Genomic DNA, 23,854 nt, shown 5'->3' with positions numbered 1-23,854 from the left:
AAAAAAAATGGCGGAGGCTGATATGGTACTTGTCTGCTTGACAAGAGCCATATCAGTCTCCGCCGGTTTTTGTTATCTTACCTCAAATTTATATCCAATCCCCCAAATCGTAGCGATTCTCCAGGACTCATGGTCTTTGATTTTTTCTCTCAGACGCTTGATATGTACATCCACGGTACGGGTATCACCGATATATTCATAGCCCCAGATCTGATCCAGAAGCTGTTCCCTGGTAAAAACATGATTGGGAGAGGAAGCGAGGAAATAAAGAAGCTCCAGCTCCTTGGGCGGCATTTCCACGGATTTTCCCATGTAGATGACGGAATAGTTGGTCTGGTTGATGGTGAGATCCGGGTATTCCACACACTTGATGCCTGTGGGCTCCGCAGCTGCGGGAGCCGCCTTATAACGGCGCAGCACGGCTTTGACGCGGGCCACCAGCTCCTTGGAGTCGAAGGGCTTTTCCATGTAATCGTCGGCGCCCAGCTCCAGCCCAAGCACCTTGTCAAAAATCTCACCCTTGGCGGAAAGCATGATGATGGGAATATTGGATTTGCTCCGTACCTCGCGGCATACCTGATAGCCGTCGATGCCGGGGAGCATCAGATCCAGCAGGATCAGGTTGGGGGTAAAGCTGTCCACTGCGGAAAGGGCGGATTCCCCATCCCCCACAATCATGGTTTCAAAGCATTCCTTAGTGAGGTACAAAGAGATCAGCTCCGCAATATTGTTGTCGTCGTCCACAATCAGAATTTTCTGTTTATTTACCATGTGGTTAGTCTCCTTTGCTGTGACAAGTGGGCATGCTTTCACAGGCTCCGGCGGCCCGGTCGCCAGAATCCTTATGAAAGCAGGCTCAGGATTTAAATTCTACTATGGTGACACCTGCGTCTCCTTCGCCGTATTCACCCAGGCGGTAGGATTTCACATATTTCACCCTGCGCAGGTGGTTCTGTACTGCGCTTCTTAACGCGCCCGTCCCCTTGCCGTGTACGATACGCACACTGGGCAGGTGGGCCAGATAGGCGTCATCCAGATATTTGTCGAGAACGGACATGGCTTCGTCCACTGTTTTGCCCAGAAGGTTAATCTCCGCGGAAACAGAGAGGGATTTGGACATGCGGATTTTGCCGGAGCCGGTACGCGCGCCTTTGGCTGTGGTCGCGGCATCCTTTTCCTGGACAAGGACCAGATCGCGTATATTTGTCTGGGTACGGATAATGCCGCACTGTACGAACAGGTTGCCTTTATTGTCGGGAAGCGTGCTCACGGTTCCCTTCAGTCCCATGGATACGATGCGCACGGTTTCACCCAGCTTAAGCTGGGAGGGCTTCAGGCCGGCTGTTGCGGGCTGATCGTTTTTAACGGCCAGCTTTTCATTTTTGTCGGAGATTTTCCCGCGCAGCTTTTCCCTTGCTTTTTCCAGATCCTTCATGGAAGCGCCGGGACCGGCTTTCTGGAAGGCGCGGATGGTTTCGTCCGCTGTATTTTTGGCATCCTGGAGGATTTCGCGGGCCTGTTCGTTGGCTTCGCGTAAAATCCGTTCCTTAGCCTGGTCGATTTTTTCCTGTTTGGCTTCCAGCTGCTTCTTCAGCGTTTCTACTTCCCTCTTGTAAGCGGCGATTTCCTGCTGTTCCTTCTCTATTGTAACACGGCTTTGCTCCAAATCGGTAAGCAAATCTTCAAAGCTTTTATCCTCCGCGCTGATCTGTGTGCGCGCGGCATCGATAATTTCGTCGGAAAGCCCCAGCCTGGAAGAGATGGCAAAGGCGTTGCTCTTGCCGGGTATGCCGATGAGCAGCCGGTAGGTGGGACGCAGGGATTCCACGTCGAACTCGCAGCAGGCGTTTTCCACAAAGGAGGTGGAAAGGGCATAGACCTTCAGCTCGCTGTAGTGTGTGGTGGCCATGGTGCGGATACCCCTGTCGTGCAGGTAATTCAGGATGGCGATAGCCAGCGCCGCTCCCTCGGTGGGGTCAGTGCCGGCGCCCAGCTCATCAAAAAGACAGAGGGAATCGGCGTCTGCATTTTTCAGGATGGAGACGATGGAGGTCATATGAGAGGAGAAGGTACTCAGGCTCTGCTCAATGCTCTGCTCATCCCCGATGTCCGCATAGACCTCATGGAAAATGGAAAGCTCCGAACGGTCCAGGGCGGGAATATGAAGGCCGGCCTGCCCCATCAGGCAGAAAAGCCCCGTTGTTTTCAGGGATACCGTCTTACCGCCGGTATTGGGGCCGGTGATGATGAGCAGGTCATAATCCCTTCCCAGGCGGATGTCGATGGGCACCGTGGTTTTCTTATCCAGGAGGGGATGTCTCGCCCCCCTGATATTAATAATGTGTTCGTTGTTAAATACAGGCTCCGTGGCGTTCTGCTCCAAGGCAAGGGATGCCTTGGCAAAAACAAAGTCCAGGCGCGTAAGGATTTTCTGGTTTTCCGCAATATCCTCTGCGTGGTCGGCAACCTGGGCGCTGAGAGCGGCCAGAACCTTTTCTATTTCTTCCTGTTCTTTGATTTCCAGCTCGCGCATCTGGTTGTTCAGATTAACCACCGCGGCAGGCTCAATGAAAAGCGTGCTTCCGGTGGAGGACTGATCGTGGATCATGCCCGGCACCTGGCTCCGGTATTCGGCCTTGACCGGGATACAGTAGCGTCCATTTCTGGAAGTAATCAGGGCATCCTGCAGGTAGGAATGCAGGGAGCCGTTTACCATGCCGGACAGCTGGGAATGGATGCGGTCCGTGGTAACCGCCATGCTGCGGCGCACATGCTTCAGGCCGGGGCTGGCGTCGTCGCTGATTTCCTCTTCGGAAAGGATGCAGCGGTAGATTTCGTTGGAAACGGGGGTCAGCGGCTCAATCCCCTGAAAAAGAGGGGTAAGGGAATCCTCCTCCATGTCCTCCCTTTCCTGCCGTCCGTAGGCCTTAACCCGTCCTGCATTCTCCAGAAGCCCTGCGATTCGCAGAAGCTCCGGCGCGGAAAGCGTAGCTCCGATTTCCAGGGATTTCAGGCTCATGCCCAGCTCCCGGTTGTTGCCGAAGGAGATGCTGCCTTTTTTGAAAAGACGGGTGAGGGCGTCTCCTGTTTCCCTCTGGGCGGCACGGATGTCGTCCAGCTCCGTCATAGGTGTCAGCTCGCGGCAAAGCTTGCGTCCCGGGTCAGAGGTCGCATGCTCGGTGAGGCGGGCGATAATTTTGTTATATTCAAGCGTTTTTAATACTTTTGCGTTCATTTTCTGGTAATATTACTCCTTTTTCATGAAAGAGGGCAGCGGCGGGTCATCGCTGCCGATAGTAGGTATGCATTGACATTGGTGCCTTGTGGGAACCGGTATGGCGCAGCCCTGCTGTCTGCGGCATTTAACGGGTTACCGACATTATAGCATGGCGGGGGGAGAGATCCAATAGCGGAAAAGTGCAGAATGAAGGAAAAAGAATTGTCTTTATTAACCGTGAAACTGCATTTTAGATTCAGATATGGCGAAAGGAATGTATTTTAGTGTGAAAATGCAGAAATAAGTAACTGTGAGGGGGCTGGGAAACTGTGCATGAAAGTGGTCCGAGCTAATGGGAATGTAAAACGGAGGAGGGTTTCGGATGTTGTTAACAAAAATATATCCTTGGGTTTATCAAAAGGAATGGTGCGTTTTCTATTAAGAAAGCTAATTGGAGGACAAAATTGGTCTTTTTAGGGTAAATGTAACAATAATAATATTTATCTTTTATAATGATATAAAAGCATGAAAATATAGGGGGACATAATGGATGATATAAAAATATCTAATAGTATTTACCTATCAGCAGCCACTTTAGAAATAATAATAATACTTTTATTAAAAGCTAATTCCTCAATCGCATATTATCATGGATTAGTCTGGTGTCTGCCAATAGCGTTAATTTCAATACCAGTTTACAGGTGTATAAAGAAATTTCTATAAAAACTATGGATTGAAAAAATTAATGAACAACAGGTGCCGCAGTTTTTATGAAGTTATTTTTTATTATGATGGAGAAACTAATGAGAATAAAAAAGATAATATTATCCGTATTCACTGTATTGTTATTGGGGACAGCAATGTCTGTCCCTGTATCCGCGGCAAAAACAACGCCGACTCCGAACTTTGGGTATGTAGATATTCTTGTGAATGAGGAATCGGGACTCATTTTTGAAACAAGGACAGCTGCTGTTGACGGAAGGCCGGCGGGCACAGTATTTGAAGCAGAAACCTGCTATTCGCAGGCGTTTGTAAACGAACCGGCAATACCGGGACAGGAAACGTCAAGGACATTTATTCATAGCATATATGATCAGAATCATCAGAAGATTGCAACAGTGTGTTCCACATTGCGCAGCGTAAATTCTCAGGCGGATTCATGGGCACAGATTCTGGATATTTCGGCTAGTGCTGACGAATCTGCTGAGGCAGATTATCAGATTACCTTTGATACTTCAAGAAAAGGGGCGGACGGGTATTTATACATCTATTTTGATGGAGCGCCTGCCGGTACAATGCATTATAAAATCTTCACGGAGGGAACAAAGGAAAATTCCTGATAATTAATTTCCATATGCCAGTGATAAAGGCTGCCGCTTAACAAATAAAAATTTGTTAAGACGGCAGCCTTTTTCCGCAACAGTGCAGACGGTCCTGAACTGTTGTCTTTTTCTGCTTTTTGCGACCAAAAAGCTGCATTTTAGGGTCAGATGTAACAAATATGATGCATTTTACTGATAAAATGTAGAAAACTATAATCGCGAAAGCGCCGGACAGCTGTGAAAAGGAGCGGTACGGCGCAGATACAGGCCGCAAAAGAGGGGGATGGGAATTTGATAAGGATAGCCCTGGTTGATGATGATACTAATTTTCATATTATATGCAGCAGATATGTGAGAGAGTTTTTCCATGCAAATAACAGAATGCATGAGCTGCGGCTTTACAGCAGCCCGGAAATGGTAATATATGATTTAAAAGAGGGAAGGGATTCGGACGTTTATTTTCTGGATGTGGAAATGCCGGGAATGAACGGCTTTGAACTGGCGGAGAAAATACGGGAGCATTCCCCGGAGGCCTGCCTTATTTTTCTGACTTCCCATACGGAGCTGGTAATGGAGGGCTATGAGGTAAAGGCGTTTGCCTACCTGCCAAAGAGCCTGGCCGGGGAAAAAATCAGGCCTGCTCTGCAGCGTTTCCTGGATGAATATAAAAAGAAGAAAAAGAAAGCCTATCTGATAGAGACGCCCTCCAGATTCGAACGTGTGGAGTATGATGAGATTATCTATCTGTACAGAGAAAAAAAGTATGCCGTCCTCGTACTGCAGGACAGGCAGGTGCATGTGAGAAAACCGCTTCGGGTAGTTTGTGAGGAACTGGATTCGGAAAACTTTATGTTTATTGAAAGGGGATTTGTTGTTAATATAGAACATATCCTCAGGCTGGCGGATCGGGATCTTACCATGAGAAACGGTGATGTGCTGCCTGTGGGGAGAACCTATTTGAAAACGGTGAAGAGGATGCTTCTTCATTTTTGGAAGGACAGGATATAAGGGCTATGATAGGAATGAGGCTTGTACAGTGGCTGCTTACTGCCGCTGAAATGTGCGGTGTGTTTTATATTTTTCTTATGTTTTTTGAGAGACGCAGCGAGAAAATGTGGAACAGCGTGCTGCTTGGCATAATGATAGTGGTATTGTCGGGACTGACGGTATGGCAGCGGGAGGATACCGCCATGTATTCCCGTTATTTTATGCTTGCATGTATCCTGGCAGTAACGGTTGCGGCGCTGGCTTTTTTCAGGACGGGATTCTGGAAGGGGTTACTGGCGACGGCACTGTATTTTGAGACGGTTTATTTCCTGGATGTATTATCCGGTTACCTGGGGCAGCTGGCGACAGGGGATGAGGATTTTGTCGCCGTTATCCAGAAAGTCCTGAACCCGGAGAGACTGTTTGTGATGACGGTGAGCAGGCTGCTGGTGCTGGGGGCTGTGCTGGCAGCCGTCCATTATAAAGGGATTGTCAGGAATATATTTGTGCGGTACAAGCTGGTGGTCGCTGTGTTTGTTTTGTTGGAGCATATCGGACTGCTTTATTGCGATCAGGTTTTCTATTCTTCTGTAGTGAAAAAGAGGCGGATTGATATTTATTTTGTGTTTTTCCCTTTACTGATTTTGTTTGTTCTTATTCTGACGATTGTTTTTATTCTGTATATGGAAAAGAAGAATGAACTGGAGAATTTCAGTATCCGGAACGAGATGGCGGAGAAAAGCTATCAGGAAATGATCATGCTTTATCAGCAGAGGGATCGGATTTATCATGACATGAAAAACCACATTGCCGTGCTTTCGGCACTGATGGAAGACGCTGATCCGGAGCCGGCAAGGCAGTATATCAGCAAGATTCAGAAACCGATCAGGGAGCTGGAGCAGAAAAGATATACGGCCAGCCGTATTGTGAATATTATTATGAATGACAAGGTGAGAAGGGCGGAAGCGGCAGGCATAAGCCTGCATGTGAAGGCGCTTGAGGTGGGGCGGAATGCTGTGGAGGATATGGACTGGTGCACGATTCTGGCTAATCTGCTGGACAATGCCATTGAGGCGTGCGAAAAGGTCCCGGAGGAAGAGCGGAGGATAGATTTCTACCTGGTTCAGAAGGACAGTATAATTATTCTGAAGATATCCAATCCCTACAGCCGCGGTATTCAGGCGGAGGGGGACAGGCTGCGGAGCCGGAAAAGAAATAAAGCGCTGCATGGGATTGGGCTGGAGAGCGTCAGAAATTCGGTGGAGAAGTATAATGGGACGTTTGAATTCTCTTATGAAGGGGAGGTGTTCAGGGTTAGTGTGATGTTGTTTGTATGAAGGTGAAGGCATGTTGACCTTCTAGATTAAAAGGTTTGTTGGAGGACATTTTTGGGCTTTTTAGGACGAAAGATACAATAATAAAATTAATTTACTATAATAAAATTATTGATAAAACAATATTTTATAACTTTCTTATGGCGAATTATATAGGGGGGGGGATTCCAATGCATTAATTTAGAAAATGAAGATAATTACAGAAAAAATGTATAAAAAAATTACTTTACTAAAGAGGAGGTTTTTATGAGAATAAAAAAAATAATGGCATCTGTTTTATCTGTATTATTACTGGGGATAGGGATGTCTGTTCCTGTGTCTGCAGCAGAAACAACCCCAGCTCCTAATTTTGGGGATGTTGACATTCTTATAAATGATGAGTTAGGGCTTATTATAGAAACAAGGGCAGTTGCTATTAATGGAAGACCAATAGAAAATTCCGCTGAATTAGAAACGGATTATTCACAAACAACTGATAATACTCGGGCGATTCCAGAACAAGAAACATCAAGAACTTTTACTCATAATATATATGATAGGAATCATACAAATATTGCAACTGTGTATTCTACAGTACGTGGAGTTTATTCTCAAGTGGATTCATGGGCGCAAATATTGGATATTTCAGCCTATGCTACTGGTTCCAATGCGGTAGTCTCTCAAATTACATTTAATACTTCAAAGAGTGGTTCTGACGGTTATTTATACATATATTTCGGTGGAGCATCATCCGGGACAATGCATTATAAAATTTATACGAATGGAACAATTTCAAATCTCTAATTATCTATATCCTTATCTCTACGAAACGGCAGCGTATATTTTCAAAGCTGCCGTTTTTTAATAAACAGTGAAGAATACAAAGAGACATCAGAATCAAGTATTTAACTGATCTATAAACTTTCTATCTGCCATATAGGTTTTTATATGATGAATTAATAATTGCGACTACAACATATTCCTTAAGTTTGTGAAGTAATTGGGTAAATTGTTATGTGTATATTTTGCTACTACTGAAAAGAAAAAATGAAAATGTGGCAAACAGTATTTACATTTAAGGTAGTTCGGTTATTTTAATTAAATGCGATTATTATAACACAATATAGGTATTTAAAAATCTGAATAATAAATGTATTTATTTTTGTTAAGTTAAATTTCGTTATAATTTCTAGATGGAAGTAATATGCTAAGATTTCAAATTATTTCTATGTTTTATATTATTGATAAAAATTTATAAATTTACATTTTGCGGTCAAAATCAGACATTTTAGGACAAGATAAAAAATTATATGTTTAATATGATATAATATCAACTTCATATATCCCAAATCATTGCAGTTTTTTATATCGTCTATTTATACGTATAATGAGGACATTTATGATAAAAATATCAATAGTTGATGATGATGAAGCTTTCGTAATACATATGAAAAATAAAGTGGAAAAATACTGTAAAGTAACCCAAACCGCCTGTCAAATTAGGACTTTTTCAAAACCACAATTATTTTACTATGAACTAGATGAGAAAATGCATTATGATATTTGTTTTTTGGATATTGAAATGCCTGAAATAAATGGAATTAAGCTTGCCGAGAAGCTGAGGGAATATGATAAAAATACCTATATTGTTTTTACAACTTCATATTTTGAGTTCGCAGCACATGGATATTCTTTAAAGGCATTTGATTTTATTCAAAAGAGTCTGTTGGATGAAAAACTGAACTTGACTCTTGAAAGCATTTTACTTGAAATAAAGAGGACTGAAAACAAATTTTACTGTATTGAAACGGATGTGCGTTTACAACGAATTAAATATAAAGAAATTATCTATCTTTATAAAAGTAATAAAAATACAGTCATTGTATCTATGGAGGATGAAATCCAGGTAAGGAAACCGCTGCAAACGGTTTTTCAGGAATTGAATTCAGAAGAGTTTATATGGGTGGAGAGAGGATATATTATTAACCTGGAACACATAATGGGAATGAATGGCAGGGATATCAGGCTGCGGGATGGTACAGTTATACGGGCGGGGAAAGCTCGCGCAAGATCGATAAAGGAAGCAATTCACGATTATTGGAGGAATTGGATGTGATATGGCTGCAGGGAATACAAGGGGGTTTATGTATTTTTGAAATATATGCTTTGTTTTATATTTTCAGTTTGTTTTTTGACAGGCGGTTTTGTGGGAAGAAACATGGCGTACTTCTGGTTACAGCAATAATTGTTCTAAGCAGTATTACAATATACCAAAGATATATTGCAGGGATGTATTCACGTTATTATCTTTTGTTGATTTCTTTATTATTTTCTTTACTGTTAATGGTATTATATAAAAACAGCTTTAAAAATATTTTAATCATAACTTTATTATATTTTGAAAACATATATTTTTGTGATTTATTTTTATTATTTTTCCTAAATAATATAAGACATGATTCAAAGCTTGCAACATATGTTCAACAAAATGTCTCAGGGGAGAGAATTATAATATTATTAATTACACGTGCAATCACAATTGCAATATTGTTCCTTCTTTATAAATATCAGGCAGACATAAAAAGAGCAGTATTTGAAAATCAAAATTATTTAGGTTTATTTACAATTTTTGAATTTATTGCCCTATCCTTTTGTGATAAAATATTTTATCCATTTCTGCAGGATAAAGTTAGAATCTATTTTATTATTTTTCCTGTACTAATTCTGTCTTTTTTTGTATTGTCTATAGTTTATATTATGTACTTTGAAAAGAAAAAAATGCTTCAAATAATGTCTGAAAGGATTTTAAACACAAAAATTAGTTATCAAAATTTAATTTTAGAATATAGGGATAGAGATTTGATATATCATGACTTGAAAAACCATTTATCTTTACTTACCAGTTTATTAGAAGCCGGCGATACGGAAAAAGCATTATTATATGCAAAAACTATAAGTGAACCGATTAAAGTATTAGAGAGAAAACGTTGGAGCGGAAACATAATAGTTGATATCATTTTAAATGAATTCTATACCAAGGCAAAGAGAAATAACATTAATACCAACATATTGTGTGGAAATCTTAGAGATTGCGGAGTGAGCGATAATGATTGGTGTATTGTTTTATTAAACTTACTCGACAATGCTTTAGAAGCATGTGAGAAAGTGGAAGAGTCAAAGCGATGGATTACTATAACAATAAAATGCAGAGAAAATATTATACTTCTGGAAATCAATAATAGTTTTGATGGCAAACTTCAGAAAGATAGGAATGGAAAATTACTTACTGCAAAACAGAATAATTTTTTACATGGTATCGGATTGGATAGTGTTGTGCGAATCATTGATAAGTATGGAGGGCTTATACAAATAAATGGGGAAGATAAGGTATTTAAGGTGAATGCATCTATGATAAGTGAAAATTATGTTAGAAGAAAGAAGGGACATAATGAATAGGGAAGAATACATGAATATAGCAGGTGATTTGGAGTATGAGATGAATATTATTAATGATTTGGAATGCAATAACTCTGATATTAGCAGAGAGCCGGGAACGAGTACTACTATAAACACACCGATTTTATCTATTTATTGCTGCTAATGTAAAAATATAATAGCCTGATATATATTCCGATAGGAGAAGTTTTCAATTATCTGCTCTATTACAAACGGAGCTTCTTATAATAATTGCAGAAAAATATGGCGGCAGTGCTGGAATTATAGCGCTGCTGCCATAAAAAAATTTACCATAAAATTCAGTTACCAACAAAAATTCATAACCGTTCTGACATTTCAGATAATCTGTATTCTGTATTCTACCGGAACAGCAATGCCAAAATGAAAAAATTAAAAATACTAATCCCACAGCCTTGCATATTTACTTCAAAATCAAGTTGCCGGAGGATAAAACGCAGGAACCGAATCAGTATAGATATCTATCTCCAATGGGTAATTAACCTGAAAAATTTTCGGATTTTCAGCATCAGCTGGCGTCAGCATCAGGGATGTTTCCTGCAGGCCATCCTTTGTACAGGTATAACCGGTGCAGTCAAAATAGTATAAATATTCGCTTATCCACTCTGCATAACCGCCTGCACCGCCGCCCTGAAAGGACAGGAATTCCACGGGCGTATCATAGCTGCCGGGATGCTCCAGGACTTCACTTAACTGCACGGCATTTAAGGGCATTCCATCCATCACGGGGATAATTCCCCATTGACCGTCGATGAAGACCCATTTTTTCAGATCTTTAATATAAGCTTCTGCCGCAACATGCCCTGCGCCGTACTCCCTTGTCTCCACATCCTGTGTTTTCAGGCCGAGGGTACGCGTGGGTATTCCCAATGCGTTGAGGCAGCCGGAGATGACAACCCCATACTCCACACACCGGTATTGCTCCCCCTCCTCTGTCACATTATGTAAAATAGAGAGCGGGTCATTTTGCTCCGGTATATTATCCCCGTTATGAGCCCAGAGATTGGTGACCCATTCCGTTACGGCCTGTACCCTTTCGAAGTCATTTCCACAGTTTGCAACTAACTTTTCCAGCTCGTAGTCTGCTTTCAATTTTTCTAAATATTCTTTATCGTAACGTGTCCAGCTGTCACAGGAAAAGACCTCCTTCTCATCATAAGAATAACGCTGGTTGGAGTAGGCCAAATCCGCATTTCCCTTTTTTGCACATCCCGCCGCAAGACAGACTGTCATCATGAGTAATGCTGTTATTTCCAGATAACGTTTTATCACAGGCACCATTTTGCCCTCCCCTATTGGTGTGGTAAAAAATCAGGATTCCAGTAATGGAACGATGCAGTTTAAAGCTGCTGTGTCTTTTATGGTAAGTATAGCATATGCGTTATATTGAAACAACATTAATATATAACTGAATAGTTAATAAACACAAAACATTTTCTCAGTATAAACGAATATAATATATTAGTTGCCGGTATATTCCATTGATAAGATTGGGAGAGTTATTGACATATGCCATAAACAAGAGTAGACTACAGTTAGCATAAAAAATAACGGAGGCGTATTCATCATGAAAATTGCAGTAACCTATGAAAACGGACAGGTATTCCAGCATTTCGGGCATTGTGAGAATTTTAAAATTTATAATGTGGAAGACGGTAAGGTAACGGATTCCCAGGTAGTAAGTGCTGTTGGCAGCGGACATGGCGCGCTGGCAGGCTTCCTGAAGCAAAGGGATGTGGATACCCTGATCTGCGGCGGTATCGGCGGAGGCGCCAGAACAGCGCTGGCTGAGATCGGGATTACGCTTTATCCGGGAGCTTCCGGAGATGCGGATGCCAATGTTGCGGCACTTCTTGCAGGGCAGCTTGTTTATGATCCGGATACCATGTGCAGCCATCATCATGAAGGCGGACATAATTGCGGAGAGCATTCCTGCGGCGAGGACAAGCATGGCTGCGGAGGAAATCACTGATATCAGAGAGAAATAAAGAAGGTTTTGCGGGCAGCCTGATATGAAGCTGCCCGTTTTTCATATTTTATGAATAATTATTTATACCCGCGGGGCAGGCATTCATACATGGATATCTTACGGTTACCGCTACATTTTTTCACGGTTTGCGCAGTGAATGCGCAAACCTGCCTGAACCGTTACGGAATTGCTTCAGAAACAGCAGAAGAGGGGAAAAATAGTGTTGAAAAAACCGCGCCTTTTTGCTACCATTAGGGGTACGTATGAAAGCCTTGCGGAATTTTACATCGTGGAAGAGACAGCAGCCAGGGACTTGACACATTTTTAAACATAATTCGGGACAGACAATGATTTGCCGGAGGCGGCATATTTCTATAACGAAGGATAAGACTGACTGCAGGGATACGGCCCGCCGGGAGGACAGAGGCGGAAGCCGGGTCCCGGCTGCAGGGAAAGGCAGCATCAATGAAAGTAATGGAATTTATCAATGCGCACCGGGAGGATGAGGACTACTGTGAATGCGTGATCCATCCCAACGGTGAGGTGGATGAGCCTCTTCCTTCCCACATTGGCAGGCTCATTGAAATTGCGGGAGAGGACTCCGCCACGCTTAACGGACAGATGGAAAAAAACATGGAGCCTCTGTTCTGGATGGTGGAATATACCCGCTGCATGTCCGTATGGCAGACGCGTGTGGTAGCGCCCTCCCATCCGGACCAGGAGCAGCAGGATGCGCTGGAAATGCTTTATGACGCCGCATTCCTGGCCCCGAAATATCTGTATGAAACGCCGGATGCTGCTTACGTGGAAAGCGTGCGTAAGGCCAGAGAGGTCATTGCGGAGAAAAAAAGGCGGAAAGCGGAAACAGAATAGAACAGCGGCCGTGCGGAAGTGCAGAAAAAAGATGGAAAATGCTGCTTTCCGCACGTTTTTTTATTCCCGCGAGCAACGAGCCAAGTAGCCATGCTTGCATGGATATTTGGCGACTGCCGCGAGGGTCAAATACCCCGCTGCTCTGTAGCGCTACAAGTTTGATACCCCGTTGCTTGCAGCGGGTCTTTGATTCCGGCTGGCAGCAGGCTGAATGCGTCCCGTTTCCTGAGAGTAAGTCCGTTGAAGTACGAAGCCTGCCCATGAGAAACCAAAAAAGGAGAAAAAATATGAATCATAAAGGCACCATAACCCTGGAGACCAACCGTCTCATCCTTCGCCGCTTCCGTTTGGATGACGCGCAGGCCATGTATGACAACTGGGCCAGTGATCCGGAGGTGACAAAATTCCTCACCTGGCCCATCCACGGAAATGTGGAAATCAGCAGATCTATCCTGCAAAGTTGGATCGACGCATATGCAGACAATGATACATACCAGTGGGCCATTGTCCTGAAGGAAAACGGGGATTTCCCCATCGGCAGCATTGCAGTGGTACACCAGCAGGAAGATATTAATATGGTACATATCGGTTACTGCATCGGGCGAAGCTGGTGGCATCAGGGAATCACATCGGAAGCCCTGGCAGAAATTATCCGCTTCTTTATGGAAGAAGTGGGTGCAAACAGAGTGGAATGCAGACACGATTCCAATAATCCCAACTCCGGGAAAGTAATGGCAAAATGCGGCATGAAACCGGAAGGAATCCTTCGCCAGGCCGACCGGAATAACCAGGGTATCTGCGACTGCTGTATGTACGGCATCCTGGCGCAGGACTATTTTCAAAACAGATAGAAATCAGGAAATGACTCCAGCTGCCCATCCGGCCAACCGTTGAAAAACGGCTCATTTCCGGCTCGGAAAGCCCTGCCAAGCCTTTACAAGCCACGGCCAATCGGATATACTGTTAAAGAAAAGCCGGCAGGTTTTTCTTCTTTTCCAACGGAAAGGGACATAAACTGTAACTGGTCAGTTCTTTGCGGGCAAGTCTGCTGGTCTCGTTGCCCGCGGGATAAAAAGTTTCAGGCAAAAATAAGAGGATAGTAAAAAGAATGTCAGATAATGAACGGGATAAAACATCCGTCCCCGAACCGGAATCCGGCGGAAGCTCAAACCTGTCGGAGCCTGCCTCCGGGGCCTCCAGCAGGGACATTGATTTTATCAAGGAAAAAGTAAAGGAACGCCCCATCAACAAGAGAAAGCTGCTGAAAAGAACCATGATCACCGCCTCCATGGCAGTGATCTTCGGCCTTATCGCATGCTTTACTTTTCTTGTGCTGGAGCCTGTTTTCAGCAACTGGCTGTACCCCGAGGAGGAACCCGCCCCCGTGCAGCTCCAGGAGGAAGCGGAAAATGAAGAAATGCTTCCCGAGGACATGGTTCTGGAAACTGAAACCGAAGAAGAAAAGGAATCCGCGCCCATCGCCTCCACCGTTGTCCAGAAGGTGGATATGAGCGTGTCCGATTACCAGAAGCTGTACAGCAACCTCTACAAGCTGGCCCAGGACGGCGCCAAATCCATGGTCACCGTAACCGGCGTTGTTTCCGATGTGGATTGGCTGAACAACACCTATGAAAACAAAGGCCAGACAGCAGGCCTGATCGTGGCCGATAACGGCAAGGAGCTCATGATCCTCACCGAAAAAGAAATCGTGGAACAGGCGGAAAAGGTACACGTCACCTTCTGCGACAACACCCAGGCCACAGCCACCGTAAAACAGTCCGATCCGACCACCGGACTGGCAGTCATCTGCGTCAGCCTGAGCGACATCAGCGACGAGACAAAAGAAGCGATTAAAGCGGCAAAGCTCGGCAGCTCCAACAGCGGCAGCGGCCTCCTTGCCACGCCGGTCATCGCCCTGGGCCGTCCCATGGGAACCGCTAACTCCGTGGCCTACGGCATCATAACCTCCATGGATACCGTCCTTAACCTCACCGACGGCAACTACCACCTGCTCACCACCGATATTTACGGGAGCACAAACGGCAGCGGTGTTATCATCAACTTAAACGGCCAGGTGCTGGGCATTATCAGCCAGCGCAATAACAGCAGCGACGCCAAAAACCTGATATCCGCCCTGGGCATCAGCGACCTGAAAAACAACATTGAAAAGCTTTCCAACGGCCAGCCCATGGCCACGCTGGGCATATACGGAACCGATGTCCCTGCTGAAATCCAGGAATCCCAGGGTGTCCCCGCAGGCGCCTACATAACCGGCATTGTGATGGATTCCCCCGCTATGGTTGCGGGCATCCAAAGCGGAGACGTAATTGTAAAAATGGGAACTGAGGAAATCACTTCATTCAAAGAATACAAGGAAGAAATGATGACACTCCTCCCTGATTCCCAAATCACCCTCACCGTCATGCGCCAGGTGCAGGATGAATATCAGGAAATGACATTGGATGTTATCCTGGAAACCTTAAAATAGGAAATTAAGAAACAAACTATAAACCAATATTTTTTATAAAATCCAATTTAGAAAAAATACTGTAAAAAGAACGGGCCTGAAGGCAGAATGGAGAAAAAATGAAATATATAAAAGACTTAAAAGAAGGCGACAGAGTATTCGATATATACCTCTGCAAACATAAGCAGTCAGCGGTGACCAAAAACGGTAAGGCTTACGACAATGTGATACTTCAGGACAAAACCGGCACCATTGACGCCAAGATCTGGGATCCCAACAGCGCGGGCATTGCCGAATTCGACAGCCTGGATTACATAGAGGTATACGGCGATGTCAATTCCTTCCAGGGCTCTCTTCAAATCAGCGTAAAAAGGGTCCGCCTTTGCCAGGAGGGAGAATACGATCCTGCCGATTACCTTCCTGTAAGCGCTAAAAATATCGACGACATGTACAAAGAACTGCTTGGTTTTATCGGCCGCGTGGAAAACCAGTACCTGAGAAAGCTGCTGGAAACCTTCTTTGTGGAAGACGAAGCCTTTATGAAGGCCTTCCGTTCCTCCTCCGCAGCCAAAACCGTACATCACGGCTTTGTAGGCGGCCTTCTGGAACACACCCTCAGCGTCACCAGACTCTGCGAATACTACTGCGCAGCCTACCCGTTGCTGAAAAAAGACCTCCTGATCACGGCAGCCATCTGCCATGACATCGGAAAAACAAGAGAAATCTCCCTCTTCCCTGAAAACGACTACACCGACGACGGCCAGCTTCTGGGACACATCGTCATGGGAACGGAAATGATAGGCCAGAAAGCCCGCACAATACCCGGCTTCCCGCCGGTTCTGGAAGCGGAGCTGAAACACTGCATCCTGGCGCACCACGGCGAATACGAATACGGATCCCCCAAAAAACCGGCCCTGATCGAAGCGGCCGCTCTGAACCTGGCTGACAACACCGACGCAAAGATGGAAACCTTCATGGAAGCCCTTCAGAATGCAAAGGATACCGGCTGGCTTGGCTACAACAGATTATTTGAATCCAACATCAGAATGACACGGATGGAGTAAAGCACGATGGAAATAAAAAAGAATGACATTCTCACAGTGGAGATAACGGACACCGGGATCGAAGGCGAAGGAATAGGAAAAACCGACGGTTTTATTCTGTTTGTCAAAGATGCGGTTATCGGCGACACGGTACAGGTGAAGGTCATGAAAGCGAAGAAAAACTATGCCTATGCAAAGCTGGAGAAGGTACTTGTGCCTTCTCCTTTTCGTGTTCAGCCCCCCTGCCCCTTCCACCGCCAATGCGGCGGCTGCCAGCTTCAGCCGCTCTCCTATGAAAAACAGCTGGAATTTAAACAAAATAAAATAAGAAACAACCTCATCCGAATCGGTGGATTTTCCCCGGAACACATCGATGCCTGCATGGAACCAATTATTGGAATGGAAGACCCCTGGCACTACCGGAATAAGGCACAGTTCCCCTTTGGATATGACAAAGAAGGAAACGTGGTAACGGGTTTTTACGCCGGAAGAAGCCACAACATCATCGCCAATACGGACTGCGCCCTGGGCGTGGAGGAAAATAAGACGGTTCTGGAAACCATCCTTGCCTATATGAAAAAATATGGAGTTTCCGCCTACGACGAGACTTCCGGAAAGGGACTAATCCGCCATGTGCTGATAAGAAAGGGCTTTGCCAGCGGCCAGCTCATGGCCTGCATCGTTATAAATGGGAACAAGCTGCCGGAGGAAAAGGCGCTGGCGGAGGAGCTGTGGAAAATCCCCGGGATGACCAGCGTATCCATAAATGTAAACACTGAGAGAACCAATGTGATTCTGGGCAAAAAGGTGCGGGTTTTGAAGGGCGAAGAGAAGATCGAGGATACCATCGGAGACGTGGTATTTCGGATATCCCCGCTGTCTTTCTATCAGGTGAACCCGGTACAGACGAAGAAGCTGTATGGACAGGCCTTAGAGTATGCGGGCCTGACCGGGGAAGAAACAGTTTGGGATCTGTACTGCGGAATTGGTACTATCTCATTGTTCCTGGCAAAAAAAGCGAAGAAAGTGTATGGCGTGGAGATTGTGCCGGAGGCGATTGCTGATGCAAAAGAGAATGCTGCCAGGAATGGGATAACAAACGCGGAATTTTTCGTCGGAAAAGCGGAAGAAGTGCTTCCTCAGAAATATGAGGAGGAAGGGGTTTATGCGGATGTGATCGTGGTGGATCCGCCTCGGAAAGGGTGCGATGAGAAGTGCCTCGAAACCATGGTGCGGATGCGGCCGGAGAGAATTGTGTATGTGAGCTGCGATTCGGCTACGCTGGCAAGGGATTTGAAGTATTTGGGGGAGATGGGGTATGAGGTAAGGAAGTGGAGAGGGTGTGATATGTTTCCGGGGACGGTGCATGTGGAGACCATCGTATTGCTGGAGAGGAAAGGGCAGTAAATCAAAGGGTTCTGGAGACTTAGGCCGGATATGTAGGTGTGCTTTTGTGTTGAGTGAGGGGCAATATGTTTCCATTTAGCGAGATGGGGTAAGTAAAACGAACATTTTGGCAAAAGGTATCAATTCCTCAAATAAACACTTTGTTTTTTGACGAAGAAGTAAAAGAGAATTTGTAGAGATAAATAAACATAGGAAGGATGATATTTTAATGATTCTAATCCGCGGAATAAAAGGCGAGTCATATGCTCGCAGAATAAAAAAAGGAATTGTTGATTGTAGAGATATTTTGTCAGCTTTACTGCAACCACCAGTAACAGGTTATGAATACTCGGATTATTATGAAAAGAATCTGGTTAAAGCATTAACATATTTTACTAATGAAGATACAAAGAACCTCCATAATCCGAGATTTTTACATTCTTTATTAATCGATTACTACATCCCACATATTTATCTGACATATTTTCATGTTTTAAATGAGCGTTCCTTAGAATGGTTGGATAAATTTGAGGATGATTATCAGTTTATTGCATTGAATGTTAAAATTGATAGACTTACTCAGACCGCGATAGGCAATGAGTTTTTTGGTGCTAAAATGTCATATGTGGATAGTATTCGTCAACTTAATCAGGATGGTACTAATGATTTCTATGCTGCATGCATGTGTTCGTTAGAAAATCTATTTGTAGATAAAAGTGATATGATAATGTCACTTCAAATTTACAATACATTATCATTTGCTCTTTTATGTAGAGAGCAGGATGAAAAGTTTACGGATATAGAAAATGAATTTAGAATAATAGCATATGACTGTCCTAGAATACAAAATGGAATAATGAAACAAATACCCAGAGAGGTGACGATTTTAGGAAAAACTGGTATTGAATATAAGGGTGTGTTAAATGCGGGGATAGATACTGTTTTAAGCAGTAATCTTTTCACATTGAACAACCCTAATAAGTTATTGAGTGATATTCTCATTGAAGAGCAAGGAATGGTTACTTTAGACAGTAGATTTAAATCTATTAATATATGTGATATTTCTGATGATTATATGTATTTGGGTGGGAAAAAAGCTTGTGCAAATTATATTGAAAAAATGGTTAAATGTAAGCCTAAAGATATTTACGTTAATAGAACCATACTTAGAGAGCATAAAATGAGCGATCTTACAGATGCTGTGTTTGTGCCAGGTTATCAAAAAGTGGAATACTAAATATAACATATTTACATGCAGTATGCAAAATCCAGTTTGTACGATCAAGTAAGAGACTTTTTATTAACAGGAGAGTTGTATGAGGTAACTGCGACAAGTGGAGCCAATCTGCGGAAAAGTCGGGGCTCGCGAGAGCCTCGTGGATCGAAACTTCTTTTTCCTGAAGCAGATCCATGTCTGTTTGCAGTCGGGGCTCGCGAAAGCCTCGTGGATCGAAACAATCGGAAACAATGCCAAACATATTTTGCCGCTGTCGGGGCTTGCGAGAGCCTTGTGGCTCAAAATACCTTCATATGTAAAATGGCCATAAATGCTTATTAGTGTAGTGACACAAGCATAACGAGTTAAATTAATAAAAATTTATAAAGCCTACCATCATATCTTTGTAATTCAGTTGAAATCCCCCTCAAAAATGGTAAAATAAAGGAGATAAATGTAAAAATAGCGGATAGTCCACAAATATCGTGGCAAAATTCCAATTAGTATAATTACTTTAAAAAGGAGTAACCACATGGGCTTTATTCGTGACCTTTTCAGAAAGAAAAAGAATTCTAATACAAACGCAATACCTTCTGAAAATAATCAATATATTACACGGATGTTTGAACTTCTGCAGTTTATGGATAACCTTTTACAAGCAGATAAGTATATCGCTAGAAGTGAATATCAGTGCAGACTTAAAAGTTACCAGGAAGTAATAGATTTTTTTACTATTTTAAAAAATAGCGGTATGCTGATTTCGTTTTGTAAAAAGAATGGTATTAAAGAATCATATATAAATCAGGCGGAAGAGAAAATTCTTCATTTTGATCAATATATAGATGAGCATAATGATAATTTTATAAAGAAGACGATGGTAGAGGATAAGGAGTATTTAGATAATATTCTTAAAGCTGTAGATCCCAATATCTTATTAGATGAGGATCAACGGCGGGTAATATTAACAGATGAGGACTATTGCCTGGTTATAGCCGGTGCCGGTGCCGGAAAAACAACAACGGTTGCTGCAAAAGTAAAGTATCTTGTTGAGAGAAATCAGGTGGATCCATCTCAAATATTAGTAGTCTCGTTTACGAATAAGGCAGTTATTGAACTTCGGGAAAAAATAAATGAGGAGCTTAAAATAGGATGCCCGATCGCTACGTTTCATTCTACCGGCAACGCAATTATTCATAAAAACGAACCTGATGAAAAATTAAATATTGTTGAAGGTTCTAAACTGTATTTTGTGATTCGTGACTATTTCAGAGGAGCTATTATGCAAAATGAAAATATAGTCAATAAATTGATTATGTTTTTTGCATCTTATTTTGAAGCTCCATACGAAGGTGATGATCTGAATGTTTTCTTTAATCAGATTGCCAAGGCGAATTTTTCTACCATGCGTAGCGATTTAGAAGATTTTAAACGCGAGGTAATTGATACCAGAACAAAAAAGTCGGTTACAATTTTAAACGAAGTGCTTCGTTCTCATCAGGAAGTGGAGATTGCTAATTTTTTGTATTTAAATAACATAGAATATGAGTATGAGCCTGTTTATCAGTATCATATCCTATATGCAAGAAAACCATACACACCTGATTTTATTATCAAACAAAATGGAAAGGTTGCATATATTGAACATTTTGGAATTACAGAGGATGGAAAAAACGACAGGTTCAGCGAAAAAGAGGTAGAAGCTTATAAGAAAGCTGTTAACGAAAAAGTGTTATTACACCATAAGCATGGGACTACCTTGATCTATACCTTTTCCAGATATAATGATGGAAAACCATTATTATATCATTTGCAAAAAAAATTAGAGGAAAATGGTTTTGAAATGAAACCTCGTTCAAATACAGAAGTGATGGAGATGCTGGTAGCGGGGGAAGAAAATCGCTATGTACGTAAATTAGTGAATCTAATCAGTAGGTTTATATCTAATTTCAAGGTAAATGGATATACGGCTGATGATTTTAACCGTATGTATCATTCTACACAGAATGTCAGAACCAGACTGTTTCTTGATATATGTAGTGATTGTTTCTTAGAATATGAGAGATATCTGAAAGAGAATAAAGCCGTAGACTTTCAGGATATGATAAATGAATCCTCCAGAATCCTTCGGGAAGTAAAAGAAATGAAGCAAAAGTTGGACTTCAAGTATATCATTGTTGATGAATACCAGGACATATCAAGACAACGATTTGATTTAACAAAGGCTCTGGCAGAAGTGACTGATGCAAAAATTATTGCGGTTGGAGATGACTGGCAATCTATTTATGCTTTTAGTGGCTCAGATATTACGTTGTTTACGAAGTTTGAAGAGAAGATGGGATATGCAAAGCTCTTAAAAATTGTAAAGACGTATCGTAATTCACAGGAAGTAATTGACATAGCAGGTAATTTCATTCAAAAAAATTCAGAGCAAATAGCAAAAAGACTGGAATCTCCAAAGCAGATTAATGATCCGGTTATTATTTATACATATGATAGTACCTATAAAGGCAAGGACGGAAACCGCAGGAGCGGTGTAAATTATGCTATTGCGCATGCTGTTGAGACTGCATTGGAAAAGATTATAAGCTACGGTAAAACTGAAGGTAGAAAAGCAGAATCGATCTTGCTTCTTGGGCGCTTTGGCTTTGACGGGGATCAGTTGGAAAAGTCAGGATTATTTGAATACATTAACCGGGGAAGCAAAATAAGAAGTGTAAAATATCCGGAACTTGACATAACTTTTATGACAGCACATTCTTCAAAGGGTTTGGGTTATGATGAAGTAATTATTGTAAATGGAAAAAATGAAACCTATGGTTTCCCGTCAAAAATTGAAGACGATCCGGTTTTGTCATTTGTAATTAAAGGGGATCGTTCTATTGATTATGCTGAAGAACGTCGCCTTTTCTATGTTGCAATGACAAGGACAAAAAATCGTGTTTATTTTATTGCACCGGAACAGAACCCGTCTGAATTTCTGCTGGAGTTGAAGAGAGATTATAAAAATATTGTGCTTCATGGTAATTGGAATGAAGAGGAACCCAAAACAATGGGGCGTAAACCCTGTCCAATTTGTGGTTATCCATTACAGCTTAGATATAAAAACTCATATGGATTGCGCTTGTTTATTTGTACGAATGAGCCAGAAGTATGTGGTTTTATGACAAATGAATACGCTGCTGGTAAACTTTCAATCATGAAATGTGATTCCTGCAGGGATGGTTACATGATTGTAAAGCATGCAAGGGAAAAGGATTATTTTTTAGGATGTACAAATTATAAAAAGGATGGGACAGGTTGTAATAATGTAGTCAGCAGAAAGCAGTTTTATGATATGATGGGATATGCTCCGGAGCCGGCTAAACCAGAGAAAGAAAATAATAAAATACAAGCAGACTATCAATCCAAGAATAGAAAAAATCCAGAAATAAAAACAACAGTTGATACTTTTGCAATAAAAAAAGGAAGTTTTTCCGGAATAGAATATAAAGGGCGGGATTTAAACGAAACGATATATGTAATTCTTTCGGCCTTGCAGAATGTTAGCACTATCCGTTATTATGGAACTACTATGCTTGTCGATGTATTACATGGCGAGTCTACAAAGCGAATGCTGGATGCAAAATTAAATATGATTTCCCAGTTTGGCGAGTTAAGTTCCTTTTCCAAAGAAGAGTTGTATGCAATGATTACATGGCTGATAACAAATGGTTATATATTAAAAACAAAAGGACAGTATCCTGTCCTGCATCCGACATATAATGGAATACATTATGCTGAGATAATGACAGAAAAGCAGTTAAAGAAATTGAAGAAATACCTTGATGAGTGAACTGCTGAATTACTCCTCATCCCCGGTTTCGGTGAAAAAAAGGTAACCCAATACGGCCCTGCAATTCTTTCAATCCTGGAAAGGTACCGAAAACAATGAATAACCAACACACCACTCAAACCCTGAACTACTACAACCAAAACGCCGCCCAGTTCAGCGATTCCACCCAGTCCCTGGACTTTGCTTCCGTACAGGACAAATTCCTTTCCTTTTTACAGCCGCAGGCACACATCCTGGACTTCGGTTGCGGCCCCGGAAGAGACACGAAATATTTCCTGTCTCACGGCTGTAGCACAGATGCCATCGATGGTTCGGAGGAATTTTGCAGAATTGCCTCCGAATATGCCGGAATCCCTGTAAAACAGATGCTTTTCCAGGAAATGAATGCATCAGAAGAATACGATGGCATCTGGGCCTGCTCTTCAATCCTTCATTCCACCTATGATGATCTTAAGGATATACTGAAGAAGCTTGCCCGTGCGTTAAAAAAAGAAGGCATCCTGTATGCATCCTTTAAATACGGAGATTTTGAAGGAATGAGAAACGGCAGGTATTTTATCGATATGACAGAGGATAAACTGCAGAGAATATTACAGGAAACAGATGTATTTCAAATAAAGGAAAAATGGATAAGTTCAGATGTACGCCCGGGAAGGGATGATGAAAAATGGATGAACATGATTCTCGTAAAGAAAAACTGTATCTGATAGGCAGGTCCAGTAATAATTTATGGACTGAGGGCTCAGAATACAAGG

General features: G+C 42.6%; 18 protein-coding genes. 15 read left to right on the top strand and 3 right to left on the bottom strand.

The features are described from left to right. Nucleotides 1-72: 72 nt before the first annotated feature. Together DXC51_RS09875 and DXC51_RS09870 are read right to left on the bottom strand one after the other, a co-directional pair. Nucleotides 73-771, bottom strand: a complete 699-nt coding sequence (locus tag DXC51_RS09875) for a response regulator (protein WP_021636563.1) — start codon at nt 769-771, stop codon at nt 73-75. 85 nt (nt 772-856) lie between these two features. After that, on the bottom strand, nt 857-3,235 hold the full coding sequence (locus tag DXC51_RS09870) for an endonuclease MutS2 (protein WP_117544411.1): 2,379 nt from the start codon (nt 3,233-3,235) through the stop codon (nt 857-859). A 785-nt stretch (nt 3,236-4,020) separates the two neighbouring features. Here DXC51_RS09870 and DXC51_RS09865 point away from each other — a divergent pair. The 6 genes from DXC51_RS09865 to DXC51_RS09840 all read left to right on the top strand — a co-directional run bounded on the left by DXC51_RS09865 (nt 4,021) and on the right by DXC51_RS09840 (nt 10,295). After that, nucleotides 4,021-4,557, top strand: coding sequence for a hypothetical protein (locus tag DXC51_RS09865; RefSeq protein ID WP_117544410.1), 537 nt, complete (start codon nt 4,021-4,023; stop codon nt 4,555-4,557). 273 nt (nt 4,558-4,830) lie between these two features. Continuing rightward, nucleotides 4,831-5,547: a LytR/AlgR family response regulator transcription factor gene (locus DXC51_RS09860; RefSeq protein WP_117544438.1), complete on the top strand. Its 717-nt coding sequence runs from the start codon at nt 4,831-4,833 to the stop codon at nt 5,545-5,547. Nucleotides 5,548-5,552: 5 nt separating this feature from the next. After that, complete coding sequence (locus tag DXC51_RS09855) at nt 5,553-6,863, top strand: GHKL domain-containing protein (RefSeq protein ID WP_147332355.1); 1,311 nt, start codon at nt 5,553-5,555, stop codon at nt 6,861-6,863. Nucleotides 6,864-7,106: 243 nt separating this feature from the next. Next, a complete protein-coding gene (locus tag DXC51_RS09850) occupies nt 7,107-7,643 on the top strand; it encodes a hypothetical protein (protein ID WP_117544408.1) in 537 nt (178 codons plus the stop codon). Nucleotides 7,644-8,238: 595 nt separating this feature from the next. Next, the gene (locus DXC51_RS09845; RefSeq protein WP_180998042.1) at nt 8,239-8,955 is read left to right on the top strand and encodes a LytR/AlgR family response regulator transcription factor; all 717 of its coding nucleotides are present in this window, start codon (nt 8,239-8,241) and stop codon (nt 8,953-8,955) included. After that, on the top strand, nt 8,952-10,295 hold the full coding sequence (locus tag DXC51_RS09840; protein ID WP_102287026.1) for a sensor histidine kinase: 1,344 nt from the start codon (nt 8,952-8,954) through the stop codon (nt 10,293-10,295). Before DXC51_RS09845 ends, DXC51_RS09840 begins: the two co-directional genes overlap by 4 nt. Nucleotides 10,296-10,727: 432 nt before the next feature. Here the strand turns inward: DXC51_RS09840 and DXC51_RS09835 are convergent, their stop codons facing one another. Next, nucleotides 10,728-11,594, bottom strand: coding sequence for a transglutaminase domain-containing protein (locus tag DXC51_RS09835; protein WP_102287025.1), 867 nt, complete (start codon nt 11,592-11,594; stop codon nt 10,728-10,730). Between the two features lie 286 nt (nt 11,595-11,880). On the opposite strand from DXC51_RS09835, the gene DXC51_RS09830 reads away from it, so the two are divergent. The 9 genes from DXC51_RS09830 (at nt 11,881) to DXC51_RS09780 (ending at nt 23,806) form a co-directional block, all read left to right on the top strand. After that, complete coding sequence (locus DXC51_RS09830; RefSeq protein WP_102287024.1) at nt 11,881-12,285, top strand: NifB/NifX family molybdenum-iron cluster-binding protein; 405 nt, start codon at nt 11,881-11,883, stop codon at nt 12,283-12,285. A gap of 462 nt (nt 12,286-12,747) precedes the next feature. Continuing rightward, on the top strand, nt 12,748-13,155 hold the full coding sequence (locus DXC51_RS09825; protein WP_102287023.1) for a hypothetical protein: 408 nt from the start codon (nt 12,748-12,750) through the stop codon (nt 13,153-13,155). 287 nt (nt 13,156-13,442) lie between these two features. Then, nucleotides 13,443-14,006, top strand: a complete 564-nt coding sequence (locus DXC51_RS09815; protein ID WP_117544406.1) for a GNAT family N-acetyltransferase — start codon at nt 13,443-13,445, stop codon at nt 14,004-14,006. A gap of 257 nt (nt 14,007-14,263) precedes the next feature. Continuing rightward, nucleotides 14,264-15,643: a S1C family serine protease gene (locus tag DXC51_RS09810; protein WP_025487761.1), complete on the top strand. Its 1,380-nt coding sequence runs from the start codon at nt 14,264-14,266 to the stop codon at nt 15,641-15,643. A 98-nt stretch (nt 15,644-15,741) separates the two neighbouring features. Then, complete coding sequence (locus tag DXC51_RS09805; protein WP_021634128.1) at nt 15,742-16,686, top strand: 3'-5' exoribonuclease YhaM family protein; 945 nt, start codon at nt 15,742-15,744, stop codon at nt 16,684-16,686. A gap of 6 nt (nt 16,687-16,692) precedes the next feature. Continuing rightward, a complete protein-coding gene (gene rlmD / locus DXC51_RS09800) occupies nt 16,693-18,072 on the top strand; it encodes a 23S rRNA (uracil(1939)-C(5))-methyltransferase RlmD (RefSeq protein ID WP_117544405.1) in 1,380 nt (459 codons plus the stop codon). Between the two features lie 208 nt (nt 18,073-18,280). Beyond that, the gene (locus DXC51_RS09795; protein WP_117544404.1) at nt 18,281-19,288 is read left to right on the top strand and encodes a hypothetical protein; all 1,008 of its coding nucleotides are present in this window, start codon (nt 18,281-18,283) and stop codon (nt 19,286-19,288) included. A gap of 511 nt (nt 19,289-19,799) precedes the next feature. Further along, a complete protein-coding gene (locus tag DXC51_RS09785; RefSeq protein WP_117544402.1) occupies nt 19,800-23,099 on the top strand; it encodes a UvrD-helicase domain-containing protein in 3,300 nt (1,099 codons plus the stop codon). Between the two features lie 95 nt (nt 23,100-23,194). Beyond that, nucleotides 23,195-23,806 (top strand): class I SAM-dependent methyltransferase, encoded by a 612-nt coding sequence (locus tag DXC51_RS09780; protein ID WP_117544401.1) that lies wholly within the window; start codon nt 23,195-23,197, stop codon nt 23,804-23,806. Nucleotides 23,807-23,854: the final 48 nt, after the last annotated feature.

Source organism: Eisenbergiella massiliensis (genome assembly GCF_003435485.1).
This window is presented reverse-complemented; position numbering and strand designations above follow the sequence as displayed.

Coding starts and splice junctions, on each gene's coding strand:
- DXC51_RS09875 (WP_021636563.1), bottom strand. CDS start 771: ATGGTAAATAAACAGAAAATTCTGATTGTGGACGACGACAACAATATT.
- DXC51_RS09870 (WP_117544411.1), bottom strand. CDS start 3,235: ATGAACGCAAAAGTATTAAAAACGCTTGAATATAACAAAATTATCGCC.
- DXC51_RS09865 (WP_117544410.1), top strand. CDS start 4,021: ATGAGAATAAAAAAGATAATATTATCCGTATTCACTGTATTGTTATTG.
- DXC51_RS09855 (WP_147332355.1), top strand. CDS start 5,553: ATGATAGGAATGAGGCTTGTACAGTGGCTGCTTACTGCCGCTGAAATG.
- DXC51_RS09850 (WP_117544408.1), top strand. CDS start 7,107: ATGAGAATAAAAAAAATAATGGCATCTGTTTTATCTGTATTATTACTG.
- DXC51_RS09845 (WP_180998042.1), top strand. CDS start 8,239: ATGATAAAAATATCAATAGTTGATGATGATGAAGCTTTCGTAATACAT.
- DXC51_RS09835 (WP_102287025.1), bottom strand. CDS start 11,594: ATGGTGCCTGTGATAAAACGTTATCTGGAAATAACAGCATTACTCATG.
- DXC51_RS09830 (WP_102287024.1), top strand. CDS start 11,881: ATGAAAATTGCAGTAACCTATGAAAACGGACAGGTATTCCAGCATTTC.
- DXC51_RS09825 (WP_102287023.1), top strand. CDS start 12,748: ATGAAAGTAATGGAATTTATCAATGCGCACCGGGAGGATGAGGACTAC.
- DXC51_RS09815 (WP_117544406.1), top strand. CDS start 13,443: ATGAATCATAAAGGCACCATAACCCTGGAGACCAACCGTCTCATCCTT.
- DXC51_RS09810 (WP_025487761.1), top strand. CDS start 14,264: ATGTCAGATAATGAACGGGATAAAACATCCGTCCCCGAACCGGAATCC.
- DXC51_RS09805 (WP_021634128.1), top strand. CDS start 15,742: ATGAAATATATAAAAGACTTAAAAGAAGGCGACAGAGTATTCGATATA.
- rlmD (WP_117544405.1), top strand. CDS start 16,693: ATGGAAATAAAAAAGAATGACATTCTCACAGTGGAGATAACGGACACC.
- DXC51_RS09795 (WP_117544404.1), top strand. CDS start 18,281: ATGATTCTAATCCGCGGAATAAAAGGCGAGTCATATGCTCGCAGAATA.
- DXC51_RS09785 (WP_117544402.1), top strand. CDS start 19,800: ATGGGCTTTATTCGTGACCTTTTCAGAAAGAAAAAGAATTCTAATACA.
- DXC51_RS09780 (WP_117544401.1), top strand. CDS start 23,195: ATGAATAACCAACACACCACTCAAACCCTGAACTACTACAACCAAAAC.